Source organism: Peptostreptococcus russellii, from assembly GCF_003012055.1.
In the GTDB taxonomy this organism is placed as follows: domain Bacteria; phylum Bacillota; class Clostridia; order Peptostreptococcales; family Peptostreptococcaceae; genus Peptostreptococcus; species Peptostreptococcus russellii.
Genome location: NZ_JYGE01000001.1, coordinates 104,206 through 122,011 on the forward strand (window position 1 = coordinate 104,206; position 17,806 = coordinate 122,011).

A 17,806-nucleotide genomic window follows, 5' to 3' on the forward strand; every position below is an offset into this window, starting at 1 on the left:
ACATGATAAAAGGTATAAAGAAAGAAATTCATTTATTAGAAAAACCTTTATTAATAATATATGAAGACTTAGATAGAATAAATAATTTTGAAGTTATTCAAAAGATATTAGGAATTTCTGAAAAGCTATCTTCTGAACATATAAAGATAATTTATCAATATTCTAAGAGAAATTTGGAAGGGATACTTGAAGTTGAACTTGGTAACCTTGAGTTATCAAGTAATTATCTAGAAAAATATATTCATAAAAATATAAATTTGACTAGTATAGGGCTATTAGAAATGATTAAATTTCAGTTAGATGCTAATAAGAAATACAATGAATATATAACATCAGATTTAATGATAAAAATACTACTTGTTCCTAAAGAATTTCAAATTAATGATTATAGGGGATCTCTTAAAATAGAATTTAAGTCTCATTTAATTAATATGCGTAGGGTGGAAAAATTTTTGAGTAGTACGTATACTTATATAAAAAATAATAACATAGACCCTGAAAAAGAGATTTTAATAAGAACAGCAACTGTCTTTTATTTGATTGAATATTTTTTACCAGAAAATTATTCTAATATAGCTGAAAATAGAGATTTAGAGGACATTTTTATATTTAAATATAATAATGAATATTATACTTTAAGCCAGATATATCAAAATAAATTGGATATAGAAACAATTTTTGAGGATCATTTTAACAAATTAAATATTTGGATTCTGGAATCATTAGGATACAAACTAACATTTAACTATCTAAATGAAGATCTAGCTCGAGAGCAGATAAATGACAATAAAAAGATAGAAAAAAGATTTAAAAATATATACTCAGCAGGTTTATTAAAATATACTAATTATGAGCTATATGCTAATAAGCTAATAGAAGATGTTTTAAGCTATGATAAAGTATTATAGAAGTCTAAATATAAATTATTTAAGAATTATATAAATAGTAGAGATGAATTTAGTATATTCTATTTTGGTATTAATGAAACCATTTCAATATCTAAAGCATTTAGTGTGATTTCTGCTAATCAAAAAGATTGGTTGAATTTACTTGAGTTTTTTCAGTTAGAAGATATGTTTGAATTTATAGATAAATCTATGTTTGAAGTTTTTTCGTATATAAATTTAAATGATATAGAAATAAATATAAGAATAGGTGAAATTATATCGGATGCAACAGTTATTGGAAATTTAAATGAGGATAAATATTTTATTATGTTTTTGAAAAGATATTATAGGAATTGGTATGGATTAACAACTTTGCCAAGTATAAAATTAATAGAATATAATAAAGTAGATTTGAAAAATTTAAAAGATCAAAAAATAATTATTGATATTTTAAAAGAACATATACAAATATTAGAAAAAATGAAAAATGATACATTGACTAAGGTTTTAAATAATAAATCTGAAATAGAAACAAACGTAAAAGTTACGAAGAAATTAATTGAAATTATAAATGAAAAGGAAAAAATAAAGGAAAAAGGAGTTTTAACAAAAGTAAGATCAATTGAACCAGAAGAAATCAAGTTATTAAAAGCCCTGAAAGAAGATGGAAACTTAAAAGAATTTGAATTAAAAGCAAGAGAGTATTATTCTGAAAAGAAGATAACAAAACTTCAAATACATAACTTATTAAAATAGAAAAAAGGTTTTGATTAGATCTCTATTTAGTTATTAGTGTATCAGAACTAATAAAATAAAAATAGTTATAGTTTTAAGATTTCACTTTGATCCTCCAACTAGCAATATAAAAAAAGATGTGTGGATTCCACACATCTTTTTAATTATACTATTTCTCTATATACAGTCGTGATCTATTTCCACTAAAGAAAATAAGAAATAACTTAAAGTATAAATTCTACAATTCAATGCCATCCAGCTTTTCTCCTGTAAGTGCTGTATATGACAGTTTAGGATTTTCAATAGTATATATTTCAAATACGCCGTCACCAACAGAGTATCCCATTTTAGAAAGCATAGGGAAAGACTCTATTGCTGCCTTTTGAGAGTCTTCTGTTGTAATAAATTTGGCAGAACATTCTATTCTTAGTGTGTTCATTTTTTCATCAATTGCACAAATTTCCATTTTTGGGTTTACTTGAAGTTGCTTGTAAATATTTTTTCTTTTATCAGAATAAAATGCTAGTTCTCCATTGTATTCCATAACAAAACCTAGGGGTCTAACATGTGGCTGATCCTCATCTACTGTAGCTGAATAAAACACCTTTGCATTTTTTAAAAATTCGATTACTTTCATTTCACTACCTCCAAAAATATATTGAGTTGTCGACTACTCTTTATTATGATATTATCAAAGATGTAAGTTTTATACAAGTACGCATTTTTTATTGATTAAGTACCAAAAAAGATACTATATATTAAGGAAGTGACCTAGTTATGATTGAAGAATTGAATTTTGATGGAGAAGAAAAATTAAATATTAAGAAGAAAGAAGAGTTGATCTGTCCTGTGCGATATTTTCTTGAGGTTGCAGGTGGAAAGTGGAAAAGCTCAATACTTTGTATACTATCCGACTGTGAATGTCACAGATATAGTAGGATAAAAAGAAAGTTAAATGGAATTACAAACACTATGTTGGCCAAATCCCTAAAAGAATTAGAAGCAGATGGAATGCTTGAAAGGATTCAGTATAATGAAGTCCCACCTAGGGTTGAGTATAAACTCACAGAAAAGGGTGAAGGAATAATGCCTATATTGGAAGATATGGCAAAGTGGGGATTTAAAAATGTTGGAGAAGATGCTTTTTGTGGAAAATGCAATTCTATAAAATAATATATAAGTAATATTTGCATATTTTAAAAAGACCTTATTTTAGTAAAGGTCTTTTTTATTTAAAAAAAATATTATCAATTAAACTTATCTTAAAGATCTTTATTTTTCAAACTTTTTCTGAGCAGAAATATTAATTGAGTAATAGAAATCAACATAATTAATAAACAGAGTATCAGATATACAGTTTGGACCATTTTATAATTTTGCTTAGCCCTCAACTCTTTGGTAATCAAATTAAAAAGAGCAAATAGTGTTATTGGTAAAGAGATAGCATTTTTAAAAATAGCACTCTGTTCATCTGAGGGAATATTATTTTTAGTGAGTAAAGTGCTTCCAAATATAAAGGCATTAAATATAATTAAAAGCATAATACAAAGTAGGATATAAAACTTGTTTAGTAATAATATAGTTAAAACTAAAAAAATGAAACTAAAAGGAAATGAAATAAAAATAGAACATACTAAAGAAACAAAAAAAGTAACAAAAAGGTTAAAAAATAACAATAAAGTTAGAAAAATAATGGAAAACAGAAAAAAATAAAGTATTTTAATGAAATTTATTTAATTAGAAAAAATAGATGGTATAAAGAAAAATAGGACAAAAAATAGAAAATTCTGAAAAAAATAAGGAGGTGTTTGTATGAAATACAGAAAAAATTTAGTACTGGCTTTATCAACATGTGTTTTGCTTGCTTTTTCGGCAGTCAATGGTCAAGCAGAAGGTAAGACTCTAGAAGTTAGAAATTTTGAAGAACTTCAAAATGCTGCAGCTGATGAAAATATTTCCAAAATTATGTTAATGCAAGACATTGAAGTTGATAAAAGTATTATTATCAATGCAGCAAAGAATATTGAGGGTGCTGAAGGTGTAAGTTTGAAGGCCAAGGGAAAAATAGCTATGATAAGGTTGGAGAAAAATGTAGATCATTTTGATATATCTAATATACAATTTGATGGTAATGAGATTTCAAGCGAGGGTATAGGCATAGGTAGAAATAGTTATAGGAAAGATATGGATATAAAAATAGAAGACTGTAAGTTTAAGAAATTTGAAGGAAGTGCATTAAGATTATCTTATGATTCTAAAATAAACAAAGCGGATATAGATATACTAAATTCACAATTTAAATCTATTAATGATAATAACAACACGAAAAATAGAAGTTCTGCCATAGTGGAAGTCAGGGCTATAAGAACAGATTTAAATGTTGAAAATTCTGTATTTGATAATAATACTTCGTCAATGGGTTCTGCAGGTATACGTGTATTAAATGATGATGATAAGACTGAAAAGGATTCATTGGGAAATATAAATATAACTGGAAGTGAATTTAAAAATAGTTCAACAAAAGATGAAGTTTCGGGAAATGGTGGAATACTATATTCAAATATCCATTCCACCTAAAATATTTAAAATAGTTGATTTGCCAGCACCAGAAGCGCCCAATATAACTACAAGTTCTCCTTTATCAATAGAAAAAGATACATTATTATTAGCTATTATTTCGCTATTTCCAGTTTTGTATCTTTTGTAGCAATTTCTAACTTCTATATATGACATTTATATATCCTTTCTTTTTAAATTTATTTTTTATAAAAGTTTAATTGAATTTTATTATCTTAGTAAAAAGTTTACAATATCAATAATTCTACATAATATTATTATATAGCATATATAGTTATGCCGCAATTAAATAGATTGAAAAATCAGAAAATAAATAAGCAAGATTGACAACTGGATTTCTATGTGATAATATTTAGGGGTAAAATTTTACCGCCGGGTATTACCTGTCAGCATTCCATTAGGCCATAGAAGGAGTGTTTGATGGGGATTTTTTTTGTAAAAATATTCATGAATTAATATTAATAGTTGTTCTATATTCTAAGTTGCAAGGAAAAGTAAATAAAATAATAATGATTTATTATATATTTTAAACATCAATATAAAAATAGTAAGATTAAAAAGAGTAGTAATAAATAATAATAAAGTAATAAATAATAAAGCAATAAATAATAAAGCAATAAATAGTAATAAAGCAATAAATAGTAATAAAGCAATAAATAGTAATAAAGCAATAAAGGATTATTAACAGTAGATAAGAGAAAAATAAGGAGGGGTTTATGACAAAAGATACAAGTATTTTTAAGCAATTTGCTAGATATTCATCATTAAATGTGTTTGGAATGTTGGCTTTATCTTGCTACATACTAGCAGATACTTTTTTTGTATCAAAGGGACTTGGTACAAATGGATTGACGGCACTAAATCTTGCAATACCAATATACAGTTTCATACATGGTTGTGGACTGATGGTTGGAATGGGAGCTGCTACGAAGTTTTCAATATATAGGATACAAGGTAAGAAAAAAGAGGCGAACGAAGCTTTTACACACTCTATTTTTTTAGGAGCAATAATAGCATTGATATTTTTCATGATAGGATTATTTTTATCAGAAGATATAATTAGATTGTTAGGAGCCAATAAAGATGTTTTTGATATGAGTAAAACATACTTACAAGTAATTTTATTGTTTGCACCTGCTTTTATGTTAAATGAAATTATGCTATGCTTTGTTAGAAATGATGGTGCACCTCAGCTTGTTATGCTCGCAATGCTTACAGGAAGCGTAAGTAATATAATATTAGATTATATATTTATTTTTCCATTTGGAATGGGAATTTTTGGTGCAGTACTAGCTACGGGAATTGCCCCAATAATAAATTTAATAGTACTGTCTCCATTTTTTATAAAAAAGGAAAATTCATTTAGTTTAGCTAAGTGTAAAATCTCTTTCGGCTTCATAACAGAGATACTTTCTACAGGCTTACCATCTTTGATAACAGAGGTTTCCACAGGTATAGTAATAATAGTTTTTAATACAATTATACTCTCTTTAATGGGGAATATTGGGGTAGCAGCATATGGAGTAATTGCAAATTTATCTTTGGTAGTTATATCTACATATACAGGTATAGCACAAGGAATACAACCACTTATAAGTAACTACTATGGTGGTAAAAAATATTTAGAATTAAAGCAAATATTAAGATATGCTATGATTACAATGTTGATTTTATCAATAGTGGTATATATAGTAATATATTTTGGAGCACCAGAAATAGCAGGAATATTTAATAGTGAAAATAATATGGATTTACAGAAAACAGCTGTAGAAGGATTGAAAATTTATTTTATAGCATGCCCATTTGTAGGATTCAATATTATAATGTCTGTTTATTTTACATCCACAGAGAAACCAAAGCCTGCAAATGCTATTTCTCTTTTAAGAGGATTTATAATTATTATACCTCTTGCATTTTTACTATCATATATGGTGGGTATGTTAGGTATATGGTTTGTATTCCCGACAACGGAATTAACAGTCAGTATAGTAGCTCTAGCCTCCTATATTTTGCTAAAAAAAAATAAGTAATGTTAGTAAGTAATATTTGCTAAATAAAAACTAATAAGTAAAAGTTAGTAAATAAAAGTGAGTGATTAAATAATAAATAATAATTAATAGGAGATACAAAAGAGTAAAATATTCGTATTTAAATTAATTAAAGTGAAAATATAGTAGGTTGAATTAACTTACTACATTTTTATATAGAAAAGCTATTACTTTCAAATTTATTTTGAGTTATCATATAAAAATGTTTAAGTAGACTATAGATATTTTTTAATAAAAAAGATATATTATATATAATTTAATAAATATAGAGATATGTATTTAATTAAAAAAAATAAGTAATGAAAAAGTAGAAAAATAGATTATTATTTATGAATGTGAGTATATCAGTATAGATAAAAATGGTTAGTTTAAGAATATTATGTTATAATATTCTTAATAAACTAACACTATATTTTTCAATAAATCTAGTTAAAATATTAGATTATATATTTCGAGCAAGGTGTTAGAAAATATTTTTTAGGAGGGATAAATATGTCAAAAGCTTTGATAATAGTTATTGCGATAATAGTTATAATTGCTCTATGGTTGATGAGTTCATACAACAAATTAGTAGGCTTAAGAAATAGTGCAAAAGAAGGTTTTTCTACTATGGATGTGTATTTGAAGAAAAGATTCGATATGATACCAAACCTTGTAGAAACAGTAAAGGGGTATGCATCTCATGAGTCCAAGACTTTGGAAAGTGTAATTCAAGCAAGAAATAGTATAGCAAATGCAACAAATATAAGTGATCAGTTAGAAGGAGAAAATATGTTAACAAATACCCTTCGTTCTTTATTTGCTTTATCTGAGGCATATCCAGATTTAAAGGCTAATCAAAACTTTATAGATTTGCAAGAAAAGATTCAAGGTGTTGAAGAAGATATTGCAAACTCAAGAAAATATTATAATGGAACTGTATTAGCACTAAACAATGCTATAGAAATGTTTCCTAGTAATATAGTAGCAAAAATGTTTAGATTCGAACAAATGTCTATGTTTGAAGTTTCTAATAAGGAGGAAAGGGAAAATGTTAAGGTTCAGTTTTAGTCACTTCAAAAAATATATGACTAAAAGTGAAATTTTCCATAAATTTGCATCAATATTATCATTAGCTACTTTATCTATTGTAATGTTTTTTGGACTAATGTCTCCTTCATATGCAGAGCTAGTAGAAGATAAGTCATATATTACAGATAGCTTTGTAACTGAGATACAGGCAAATGAAGATTATAGCTTTGATGTAACAGAAACTATAGATGTTGATTTTATTACACCTAAGCATGGTATTTTCAGATATATCCCAGTATCTACAGGAGAATACAAGGTAAAAAATGTTAAGGTAATTGGAGATGATTATGACGTAAGCAGTAATTATGATTCAAATAAAAAGTCTATAGAGATTAAGATAGGCAATAAGGATAGAGTACTTAATGGAAAGATGCAGTATATTATTAAGTATAAAATAGTAGGTATAAAGGCAGACAAGGCTTCAAGAGATTTTTTGAAGCTAGACCTTTTACCAACTGAATGGAATACATCTATAGGTAATGCAAAATCCACATTAAAGATGCCCAAGAGTGTAAATTGGAAAGATGCTGAAATTTTTTATGGTAGTTACGGATCTACATCGAAGTTAAATGATAATAATAGCAAATTTAAAATATCATCAGATGATAAGCAGATAACAGTAAGTGCTATGGGATTAAATGCATTCGAGGGAGTGTCCATAAGAAGTTATCTTGATAATGGATATTGGGTAGGAGCAAAAAATTATGATAGCTCAAAGAATATAATAAGCATTCTATTCATATTGTTTGCGACGCTAACATTTATACTATGGTGGCTATTTGGTAGAGATCCTCACTTTGTGAGAACTATTGAGTTTTACTCACCAGAAAATATGACTCCTGCAGAGATAGGAACATTTATTGATGGAAAAGTGAATAATGCTGATATGACTTCTATGATTGTATATTTTGCCAATAAGGGATATATGAAAATAGAAGATATAGACAAAGAAAACTTTAGATTTATAAAAGTTAAAGATATAGATCAAAAAGAAAAACCTTTTGCTAAGGTACTGTTTAATTCTATTTTTAAAGAAGGCGATTCTGTAACTACAAAATCAATGCCTAAAGACTTTGGAGATAAATTTGCTGTAGCAAAGGACTCACTTAGAGGCTTGTTTACTGGAGATAATAAAGTATTTTCAACAGGTTCGACTGTAGCGAAATGGATTTGCTCAGCCTTACTAGTAGTATTAGCGGTTACGATAGTTACTCTGTCAGTATCTGTGTCAGGAAAGATATACTATATATTATTTAGTGTAGCCCTGATACTATTTATAGTATTAGGTTTGGCGTTTTCTTCTATTGTAGTTTATGGAAAAAATTCTCTCAGTAAGAAACAAAGAAGCGGATACTTATTCTTTGGAGTATTGTCACTTTTAATAAGTAGTTTTATAATTGCTGTTTTATCCATAAAAGTTGTACAGAGTAATATGCTAGGACTTATATCAGTACTATGCTTTGTAATTTCATCTATATTTATTATTATAATGAGAGCCAGAACTAAAAAGAGTGCAGATTTATATGGCAGAATTATTGGATTTAGAGAGTTTATTAAAACTGCAGAGTTAAATAAACTAGAAGCTCTTGTTGAAGAGGATCCTAAATATTTTTTCAATATATTACCTTATGCATATGTGTTTGGCCTATCAGATAAATGGATTAAGAATTTCGAAAAGATCAAGATAGAGCAGGCAGACTGGTATAGTAGTAGCAATGAATTTGGAATGTACAATATGTTTATATATGCAAATATGATGGGAAGTATGAGTAAGTCATTTGAAAACACAATTGCATCTCAAGCATCGTCTATTTCTTCGGATATTGGAAGTGGAGGCGGCTTTGGTGGTGGTGGATTTTCAGGAGGCGGCTTCGGTGGAGGCGGCGGAGGAGCTTGGTAAATTAGCGACTCAAAACTGTGAATTCGTCATTTAAGCAAAGAATTGTTTTAGATAGAAGTTTATAAGAATAAATAAAAGGAGCAGATTTTCTGCTCCTTTTTTATATAAATTTATGCAAGATTTAATAATTTTGTAGCAACATTAAAATATACAAGTATAGATCCTGCATCAACGATTGTCGTAATCAAAGGTGCAGCCATTATAGCTGGATCAAGGTGTAATTTCTTTGCAAATAGTGGAAGTATCGATCCGATAATTTTTGCCATCAAAATAGTGGCAATAAGAGATATTCCAACTAAAAGTGCAATCATAGGATTTTTATATCTTATCATTATATATATTCCGTTTGTTATAGAAAGAGCTAAACCAACTAGTACAGCGATTCTAAACTCTCTAAACATTATTTTGAAAATATCTTTAAACTGTATTTCATCAAGTGCAATACCCCTGATAATTAAAGTTGAACTTTGAGAACCACAATTTCCACCAGTATCGGTCAACATAGGTATAAAAGAAACTAATAGAGGAAGGGCTGCAAAGGCATTTTCATATTTAGCAATAATTGTTTGGGTAATCATAGCAGATAACATCAAAAACATTAGCCAACCTATACGATTTTTAGCGTGGGTAAGGACTGATGTTTCAAAATAAGAAGTTTCACTAGGATTTAAGGTACTCATCAGCTCCATATCTTCAGTCGTTTCATCCAACATAACGTCCATAGCGTCATCTACAGTTACGATTCCGACCATAAAGCCCTGTCTATCCACAACTGGAATAGCAAGAAATCCGTATTTTGAGAATAGCTTTGCCGTTTCTTCCTGATCAGTATGTGTAGTAACAGATAAAAATTCTGTTGTCATAAGTTCTTCCATAGTCATATCACTATCCATAGTCATCAATTCTTTAGCAGTAACAATTCCGATTAACTTTCTATTCTCTAAGACATAACAAGTATATATAGTTTCCTTATGTATTCCTGTCTTTTTAATATGCGCAAGAGCCCCTTCAACTGTTGTATGTTTTTTAAGATTAACATATTCAGTTGTCATTATGCTTCCAGTACTGTCTTCTGGGTAGTTTAAGATCGTGTTTATTTGCGTTCTCTTATTAGAATCAACGTGTTCAAGTATACGAGTTACTAGATTTGCTGGAAGATCCTCAAGAAGGTCAACTGTATCATCCATATATAGATCATCAAGTATATCTTTTAATTCTTTTTCAGTAAACATTTCAACCAGATATGCTTGCATTGAGTTGCTCATTTCTGAGAATACATCAGCTGCTTTGGATTTTTCGATTAATCTAAACGCTTGAATGAGCTCTTTGTCATCTAAATCTGAGAGAACATCTGCAATATCCACCGTATTCATAGCTTGCAAAGCGCTTCTTACATCTTTAAACTTCTTTTCATTAAGAAGTTCTAAAAATTTTTCTTCATTCACAAAATCTCTCCCTTCGTATTTAAAATTTTATATATTTCAGTAAGCACAGAGTTTTAATAAAAAAATAAATTATAAAAAGAAATTAGTGCCAGTATACACAAATAACTCTTTATAATTAGAAATAAACTCGATAACTTTTGTTGAAAATCTATTTATAGGATAAGTAGATTTATTTTAAATAACTTTTCAACAGATAATTATACTTTATTAGAAATATTTATAGCTAACACAATTATAACTTGAAGAATAGTCTTAGTCAAGGAATAAAGCCTTACATTAAAAAGCTTCTGTATTGAGCTAAAAAATAAATATGTAAAGATAGCTAAAAAACTTTATATAAAAGATTAGTAAAGGAATTTGTAAAGATGTATGAAAAGTTTTATATACAAGACAGTAAAGTAATATGTAAAGATATGTATGAAAAGTCTTATATACAAGACAGTAAAGATGTATGAAAAGCTTTATATACAAGACAGTAAAGTAATACGTAAAGATGTATGAAAAGTCTTATATACAAGACAGTAAACAAATATATAAAGATAGTTGAAAAAGTTATCTGTATAAGAAATAAGAAGCCATATATATAAAAGAAATCAAGAAATATAAGTGCAAAAAAAAAGAATATATGTTATTCTATTCTATGCAAAAATTACTAAGGAGTGTGGTTTGATTTGTTAAAAAAAATAAATTTAAATAGAAACTTTATTAGAGAGTTTTTAAAAAATGCTTATAAGTTTTCAATTATGATGCTTTTTATATTAGCCTATATTAAAATATTTGGAGATGAAAATACTTTAATAGGTGTGAGTATATATGTAGGTTTAGCTATGTTTCCAGTCTGTGATAGCAATATGAAGAGATCTTCTATGTTATTAGTTATTGCCATAGTTTTTATTGGTTCAGGATTGGTTTCTCAGTTGGACGCCCTATCACCTTGGATATCTTTTCCTATTAATTTTTTATTTGTTTACTTGGTAATGATGATGACGAGTGAGCCGACGTATTTGAAGTTAAATATAGTAATGCTGCTTCCATTTTTATTTTGTCAATCCGTTCCAGTATCTCTAGAACAGTTTCCTACAAGAATGATAGGGATATTAAGTGGAACATTTTTGATGATTTTGGCAACATATTTTGGCTGGAAAAAAAGAGGTTTTGGATCAGAGGACTCAAAAAGCTTTAGGCAACAGTTATCACTAAATAAAAAACACTATAAAACAGGCATAAGAATGGCTACAGGTATTTCTATAGCAATATTAGTATCCTCAATACTAAAAACAGAAAAGGTACTTTGGATAACACTTGTTGTGATGTCACTTACTCAAATTAATTCTGAAGAAATGCTATCTAGAATAAAGTATAGGATATTAGGTACAGTTTTAGGGTCAATATTTTTCTTTTTAGCATTTGAGTACTTGTTAGGAAGGGAGTATGCTATTTTTATAGTATTATTATTTGGATTTATAGGATTCTTTTCTGATGAATATAAGCATAAGCAGTTTATAAATACAGTGTCTGCCATAAATGCATCTTTAATATTATTTAATACAAAAAATGCTATATGGAATAGATTTGCTGGGCTTGCTCTTGGTATAGCTATAGTTTTAATTCTATACTTTATAGAAAAGTTAATGGTGAAGAAATTTACTTTAGTTAGAGAAGAAAGTACAGTATAAACAAAAAATATTATAGAAAATATGCATTGTAGAAAAGATAGATCATAGAAAAAGATAGATCATAGAAAAAGATAGATCATAGAAAAAGATAGATCATAGAAAAGATATATTATAAATAAAAAAAGACAGATCACAGAAAAGATAGATTATAAAAAATATAAATCATAAAAAATATAAATCATAAAAAATACATATTATAGAAAATATATGTTATAGAAAATATATTATAAATAAAAAAAGACAAAGTCCTACTAAATTTCAATAGGCTTTGTCTTTTTTATATATAGGATAATCTAGTTTAGTATATATCGTTTTTATTTTTATTCATCATAAGACCAGTTTGCCTTCCAAGACTCATACTCTTCAGTTGAAATCTCTTCAGCCTTATGTTTATTTTGCATATCTCTCCATTCCTCTAGGGCATGATTAAAAACCTTGATATCTTCTCCTAAGAAGAATACACCATTAAGGCTAATATCTCTCTTTGAATCAATTATGATAGAACTAATTGAAAGAGGTATAGAATCCTCCATCTTAAATAGCAGACGTATAATATCTTCATTGCTATATGGATACTGTGCTTCTTTAAAATATTCTGATCTGACATCCAAAGCTGATGATATATTATTTAAAACATCATCTTTTGGTGATCTTATATCTAGCTCATATTGTCTAATACGAACATCATCTAAATTGGATTTTTCTCCTAATTTTTTCTGTGTTAAACCACGTAATTCGCGGAATTTTTTTAATAGATGACCTATTTTCATATAAATTCTCCTTTATCACTCATTATAAGAAACAAATTTGTTTCTATATATATACTACTATATAAATATACAAAAAGCAAATTAAAGATAGAAAGAGTCTATAAAGATAGTTCAAGTATCTTATTTTCGTATGAGGGCATATTTCTAGATTGTAGGAAGGTAAAAAATATAAAAATAGATATAAGTATCTTGTTTTTCGTGTGAGGGAAGTGCTTTTAGAGATATTTAGCATATAATTAAGAGTCAGAAAAGTATAAGTATATAAAGAATAAATATATATATGTATAGATTATAAAAATAATACAGATGTCTTGCTTTGAGCTGACAGTAGTATTTCTAGTTCTTATTTAGTATGTAGAATATCCAAAAAATAAAAAAGATAAAAAGGTAAATAAAAAATAGTACACCCAACTATTGATATAGCTTAGGTGTACCATTAAAATAAATAAAGTAAACATATATTTATACAGTAACAATCAGCTTGTTCTGTTAGAATATATTTAGGTTGAATATAGAAGAAACGGCTAAATTTACAAGCTGATTGTACAGTATTTTCAAACTAGAACTCATCTATAACTGTCAATTCTTCATTAACAGCAAATCCAAATCCATCATTACGTATTCTTCTTATAGTTTCTTTTACAAATTCATCGGCATTTTCTATAGCTTCTTCTGGAACCATTATACCTGTCTTTGTAACCTTGCCCTTTCCTAACATTTCAGCACCAATTATTAATGGAACAGCAGTAAGTGGAGCCATATTTCCAGCAACTCTACCTATATAGACTCTATCCTGTCCATCTTTTTTACCGTGTATTTCTGCTGCAGCACAGGCAGTAACACCCTTAAGAAATTCCTTAAGTTCTTCTTCGCTCATTTCTTTTCTAGAACTTTTTTGTGCAACTAATACTGCTAAGGCAAAATCTCTAGGTGAGATTGGAGTTCCCTTTATATTTAGTTCCTGCTCAGAAGTTAAGCCAGAAAGACCAATTTTTTTGAAACCTTCGTAGGCACTTGTTGGCTCAAGGCTAAATCTAACAGATACATTTTCTATATTAGGAATGTATCTAGGGAAAGTAAATACTTCTGGATGACCGATTCTAGAAACTTTTCTCACACCATATGGTTTACCAAAGTCAAAGTCCCACTCTCTTAAGAATGATGGTTCATTTTTCTTAACACCATCTTCTATATAAGGTGCGTTATGTATGCACTCTAACATATGTCCTAGCACAGCTGGTCCACCAGGTTCTTTCTCATCCGTAGCAAAATAGAAAATAGCTTCATTGATTGAGTCAAAATATCTTTCATTTGCACTACAAGCTAGCACAGATAAAAATCCTGGGCTTGCACCTAGTCCCATAATCATACTCAATCCTTTTTCTTTAGCTCTCTTAGGAAGGTCAGATTCAAATATATGATTAAAGGCTTCTATATCATCACAGAAATCTATATAATGTTTTCCGGCCTTGATTGTTGTGTCGATTATATCATATGCAAAAAGATGGTATGGTCCAGTACAGTTGGCTACAACATCACAGTCTTTAATCACTTCATATAGAGCATCTTTGTCTGTAACATCTACTTGAGCAGCACTTACTTTCGGGGAGTTTAACTCAGCAACGACCTTTTTATTTCTTTCTATGTTTCTTGATGATATTACTATTTCATCAAAAATACTTTCATGATTTAGCAAATCTCTTATACCATATAGTGCTTGAGATCCCGCACCGCCTAATACAACTAATTTCATAGAATAACCTCCTTAAAATTAATATAGCTATAAATCAGAAAACATTATATCAGTGTGATTCAGTAAACATCAAAAAACTATAAGCTTAGCAAATAACACATAATTAATAGAAGCTTAGCAAATAGTATATAGTCAAAAATTTTGATATTATTGATAAAATGTTTATCTAATTCATAAAAAATAATAGACAATATTACATAAATAATAATTAGTTAGTAATATTACTTCTTTCACTAATTATATCACTAAAACATTCAAATATCCATAGAATTGTCAAAAAATAAAGAATAATTAAACAATAAAAAAGAATTTGTCTGAATAAACAAAGGGTTATATTTTACAAAAAACCTATGTAAAAAAGAAAATTTAAAAAATATATAGAAATTTCTGATATATTTGATATAATATTTTCTATATGCTTTTTTAGAGTTGAAAAAAATGAAAAATATATTAAGGCTAGTAATTTTAATAGTTTATAAAATTAAATATATGGGAGGTAGAAAAATGGGATTTTTAAAAGGTAAAACAGCTATAATAACAGGTGGCGGAAGGTCAGTTTTAAAAGATGGTAGAAGTGGTTCTATTGGATATGGAATAGCAACTGCATATGCAAAAGAAGGAGCAAATATAGTTATTACAGGAAGAAATATTCAAAAGCTTGAAGATGCAAAAAAAGAGTTAGAAAGTCTATATGGAATAGAAGTTTTGTTTATACAAGCAGATGTGAGTGCTGGTGCAGACAATGAAGCTGTAGTAAATGAAGTAGTTTCAAAGACTATTGAAAAATTTTCTTCTATAGATGTGTTGATAAATGTGGCTCAGGCATCAGCTTCTGGTGTTACAATAGAAAATCATAGCTTAGAACAATTTGATTTAGCTATGTATTCAGGTTTATATGCTACTTTCCATTATATGAAGGCGTGCTATCCTTATTTGGCAAAGTCTAAAGGATCAGTAATAAACTTTGCATCAGGTGCAGGATTATTTGGGAACTATGGTCAGGGATCATATGCTGCTGCAAAAGAAGGTATTAGAGGACTTAGTCGTGTAGCAGCTACAGAATGGGCAAAAGATGGAGTAAATGTAAATGTAATTTGTCCTTTGGCTTGGACATCAAAGCTAGAAGAGTTTAAAGAAAAATATCCTGAAGCTTATGAAGAAAACGTTAAAACTCCACCAGTTGGATATTTTGGCGACCCTGAAAAACATATTGCTAGAGTGTGTGTTCAACTTGCATCACCAGATTTTAAATATATGAGTGGTGAAACACTGACATTGGAAGGTGCATTAGGACAAAGACCTTAGAATAAGAGGAATTATATTTTTTGCATGAATTGAATTATTAATCAAGTATAGATGATATAATACTAATATTAAGCAGAAAATATAGGAGGTCGAATATGAAAAAAATATTATCTAGTTTAGTGTGTTCGGCGATTTTATTGTCGCTAGGAGCTGTATCAAATGCAGCAGATATAGATGTTCAGAGAATTTCAGGTGTTAGCAGATATTCAACACCAGTAGAGATAAGCAAAACATATTTTGAAACAGCCCCAATAGTTGTTTTGGCAAGTGGGGAAGGTTATGCAGATGCTTTGGTAGGTGGATCGTTGGTTTCACAAGAACAAATACCGATGTTGCTTACAAGAGCGGCTAGTTTACCTAAAGAAACAAAAGAAGAATTAATTAGATTGAAAACAAAAAAAGTCTATATACTGGGTGGAATAAATACAGTTTCTAAAAATATTGAAACTTCATTAAAATCTATGAATATAGAAGTAAAAAGATTAGCAGGTAAAAACAGAATGGATACAGCAGGAGAAATAGCCCGCGAAAGATATCTTATAAATGCAAATGGGAAAGATGTACCGATGGGAGATTCTTATGTTGGTATAAATGCATATAATTATGCGGATGCTCTAGTTGCTGGATCTTTGATAGGTCAGATAAGAGGAGAAGTGCTATCTTACATATATCCATATAGTTCATCTAATCCTATGCCATACTATTTGGTGTTTGGAGGTAAGGCTTCAATACCAAGTTTTGATGAATATACTCAAAGAATAGCAGGTAAAAATAGATTTGAAACAGCAGTAGAGGCTGCAAAAAACTTCAAGACTCTTACGGGAAAAGATTTAAAGACTGTAATTTTGGTAGATGGAACTAACTATCCTGATGCTTTGGCGGCATCAACTGTGGCGGGAAAAGAATCTGCTGCAATAGTAACCACTTCACCAGAAAATCTATATAAAGAAAGTAAAAAATTTATAAGAAACAATGATATAGAAAAAGTAATAATAATAGGTGGAGAAAAGTCAGTTTCAAAATCAGTTGAATCGGAAATTAATGACTCTGAAGATGTATCCTCATCAACATTAGGTGGTTGGAAGGTAGAAAATAATAATAAGTATTATTATAGAAATGGTGTAAAATTAACTGGATGGCAGATTATAGAAGGAAGTAAATATTATTTCAACTCAAGCGGTGTTATGCAGACAGGATGGCACTTTGAAGATTATAATTCAAGCAAATACGGCAGAGTAAGTAATGCTAGATATCATTTGATGCCAGATGGAAGATTGGCTGAAACGGGAAGTGAATTTGATGGTTGGATTACAACAAAGGATGGTGTATCTGAGATACTAAGTTCTAAGGCAAGGGAAAATATTCTAAATAAAGTATCGAAAGATAGCCCTCAAGTCTTTCAAGAAATAAATAATAATACTATGATCTTATTTAGAGATAGCCAGATTAGTGGAGTATATGATATTTACCACATATCAAAGATAGAAGATTACTGGTCTGTACCATATGAAAATGGAATAAGAGAAGGATCAAACGAAATACTTGCTACATACAGCATAAATAGATATACAGGTGATGTAGCAAAGAAGTAAAAAGATCAACTATTAAAAATTAAAGACCAAATAATAAAAAACAAGTT

14 protein-coding genes and 1 pseudogene are annotated in these 17,806 nt (G+C 28.5%); 10 read left to right on the forward strand and 5 right to left on the reverse strand.

Annotated elements, in window-relative coordinates; translation table 11 throughout:
* The first annotated feature begins 2 nt into the window (after positions 1–2).
* Both UF10_RS00505 and UF10_RS00510 read left to right on the forward strand, forming a co-directional pair.
* The gene (locus tag UF10_RS00505) at positions 3–908 is read left to right on the forward strand and encodes a P-loop NTPase fold protein (protein ID WP_106775891.1); all 906 of its coding nucleotides are present in this window, start codon (positions 3–5) and stop codon (positions 906–908) included.
* A 189-nt stretch (positions 909–1,097) separates the two neighbouring features.
* A complete protein-coding gene (locus UF10_RS00510) occupies positions 1,098–1,643 on the forward strand; it encodes a hypothetical protein (RefSeq protein WP_146130750.1) in 546 nt (181 codons plus the stop codon).
* Positions 1,644–1,860: 217 nt separating this feature from the next.
* On the opposite strand, the gene UF10_RS00515 is transcribed toward UF10_RS00510, so the two are convergent.
* Positions 1,861–2,259 (reverse strand): pyridoxamine 5'-phosphate oxidase family protein, encoded by a 399-nt coding sequence (locus tag UF10_RS00515; protein ID WP_106775893.1) that lies wholly within the window; start codon positions 2,257–2,259, stop codon positions 1,861–1,863.
* Positions 2,260–2,399: 140 nt separating this feature from the next.
* Here UF10_RS00515 and UF10_RS00520 point away from each other — a divergent pair, with 140 nt between their 5' ends.
* A complete protein-coding gene (locus tag UF10_RS00520) occupies positions 2,400–2,795 on the forward strand; it encodes a winged helix-turn-helix transcriptional regulator (protein WP_106775894.1) in 396 nt (131 codons plus the stop codon).
* A 639-nt stretch (positions 2,796–3,434) separates the two neighbouring features.
* Positions 3,435–4,199, forward strand: a complete 765-nt coding sequence (locus tag UF10_RS00525) for a pectate lyase-like adhesive domain-containing protein (RefSeq protein WP_106775895.1) — start codon at positions 3,435–3,437, stop codon at positions 4,197–4,199.
* On the opposite strand, the pseudogene UF10_RS00530 reads toward UF10_RS00525, so the two are convergent.
* Positions 4,185–4,355: pseudogene (locus UF10_RS00530) on the reverse strand (ATP-binding cassette domain-containing protein); the annotation flags it as partial. The gene UF10_RS00525 and the pseudogene UF10_RS00530 sit on opposite strands and share 15 nt — an antisense overlap.
* A 560-nt stretch (positions 4,356–4,915) precedes the next feature.
* Here UF10_RS00530 and UF10_RS00535 point away from each other — a divergent pair.
* The 3 genes from UF10_RS00535 (at position 4,916) to UF10_RS00545 (ending at position 9,218) form a co-directional block, all read left to right on the forward strand.
* Positions 4,916–6,229, forward strand: a complete 1,314-nt coding sequence (locus UF10_RS00535) for an MATE family efflux transporter (RefSeq protein WP_106775897.1) — start codon at positions 4,916–4,918, stop codon at positions 6,227–6,229.
* A gap of 510 nt (positions 6,230–6,739) precedes the next feature.
* Entirely contained in the window at positions 6,740–7,297 is a 558-nt protein-coding gene (locus UF10_RS00540) for a LemA family protein (RefSeq protein WP_106775898.1), read from the forward strand.
* Entirely contained in the window at positions 7,278–9,218 is a 1,941-nt protein-coding gene (locus tag UF10_RS00545; RefSeq protein WP_106775899.1) for a DUF2207 domain-containing protein, read from the forward strand. Before UF10_RS00540 ends, UF10_RS00545 begins: the two co-directional genes overlap by 20 nt.
* A gap of 110 nt (positions 9,219–9,328) precedes the next feature.
* Here UF10_RS00545 and mgtE read toward each other — a convergent pair whose 3' ends face one another.
* Positions 9,329–10,663 (reverse strand): magnesium transporter, encoded by a 1,335-nt coding sequence (gene mgtE, locus UF10_RS00550; RefSeq protein WP_106775900.1) that lies wholly within the window; start codon positions 10,661–10,663, stop codon positions 9,329–9,331.
* A 671-nt stretch (positions 10,664–11,334) separates the two neighbouring features.
* Between mgtE and UF10_RS00555 the strand changes: the two genes are divergently transcribed.
* On the forward strand, positions 11,335–12,339 hold the full coding sequence (locus tag UF10_RS00555) for an FUSC family protein (protein ID WP_106775901.1): 1,005 nt from the start codon (positions 11,335–11,337) through the stop codon (positions 12,337–12,339).
* A gap of 320 nt (positions 12,340–12,659) precedes the next feature.
* On the opposite strand, the gene UF10_RS00560 is transcribed toward UF10_RS00555, so the two are convergent.
* Positions 12,660–13,109: a helix-turn-helix domain-containing protein gene (locus tag UF10_RS00560; RefSeq protein WP_106775902.1), complete on the reverse strand. Its 450-nt coding sequence runs from the start codon at positions 13,107–13,109 to the stop codon at positions 12,660–12,662.
* Positions 13,110–13,668: 559 nt separating this feature from the next.
* Positions 13,669–14,862 carry a saccharopine dehydrogenase family protein gene (locus tag UF10_RS00565; protein WP_106775903.1) on the reverse strand — a complete coding sequence of 398 codons (1,194 nt, stop codon included), beginning with the start codon at positions 14,860–14,862 and terminating at the stop codon, positions 13,669–13,671.
* 504 nt (positions 14,863–15,366) lie between these two features.
* Between UF10_RS00565 and UF10_RS00570 the strand changes: the two genes are divergently transcribed.
* Together UF10_RS00570 and UF10_RS00575 are read left to right on the forward strand one after the other, a co-directional pair.
* Positions 15,367–16,167, forward strand: a complete 801-nt coding sequence (locus UF10_RS00570; RefSeq protein ID WP_106775904.1) for an SDR family NAD(P)-dependent oxidoreductase — start codon at positions 15,367–15,369, stop codon at positions 16,165–16,167.
* Positions 16,168–16,262: 95 nt separating this feature from the next.
* Positions 16,263–17,759 carry a cell wall-binding repeat-containing protein gene (locus UF10_RS00575; protein WP_106775905.1) on the forward strand — a complete coding sequence of 499 codons (1,497 nt, stop codon included), beginning with the start codon at positions 16,263–16,265 and terminating at the stop codon, positions 17,757–17,759.
* Positions 17,760–17,806: the final 47 nt, after the last annotated feature.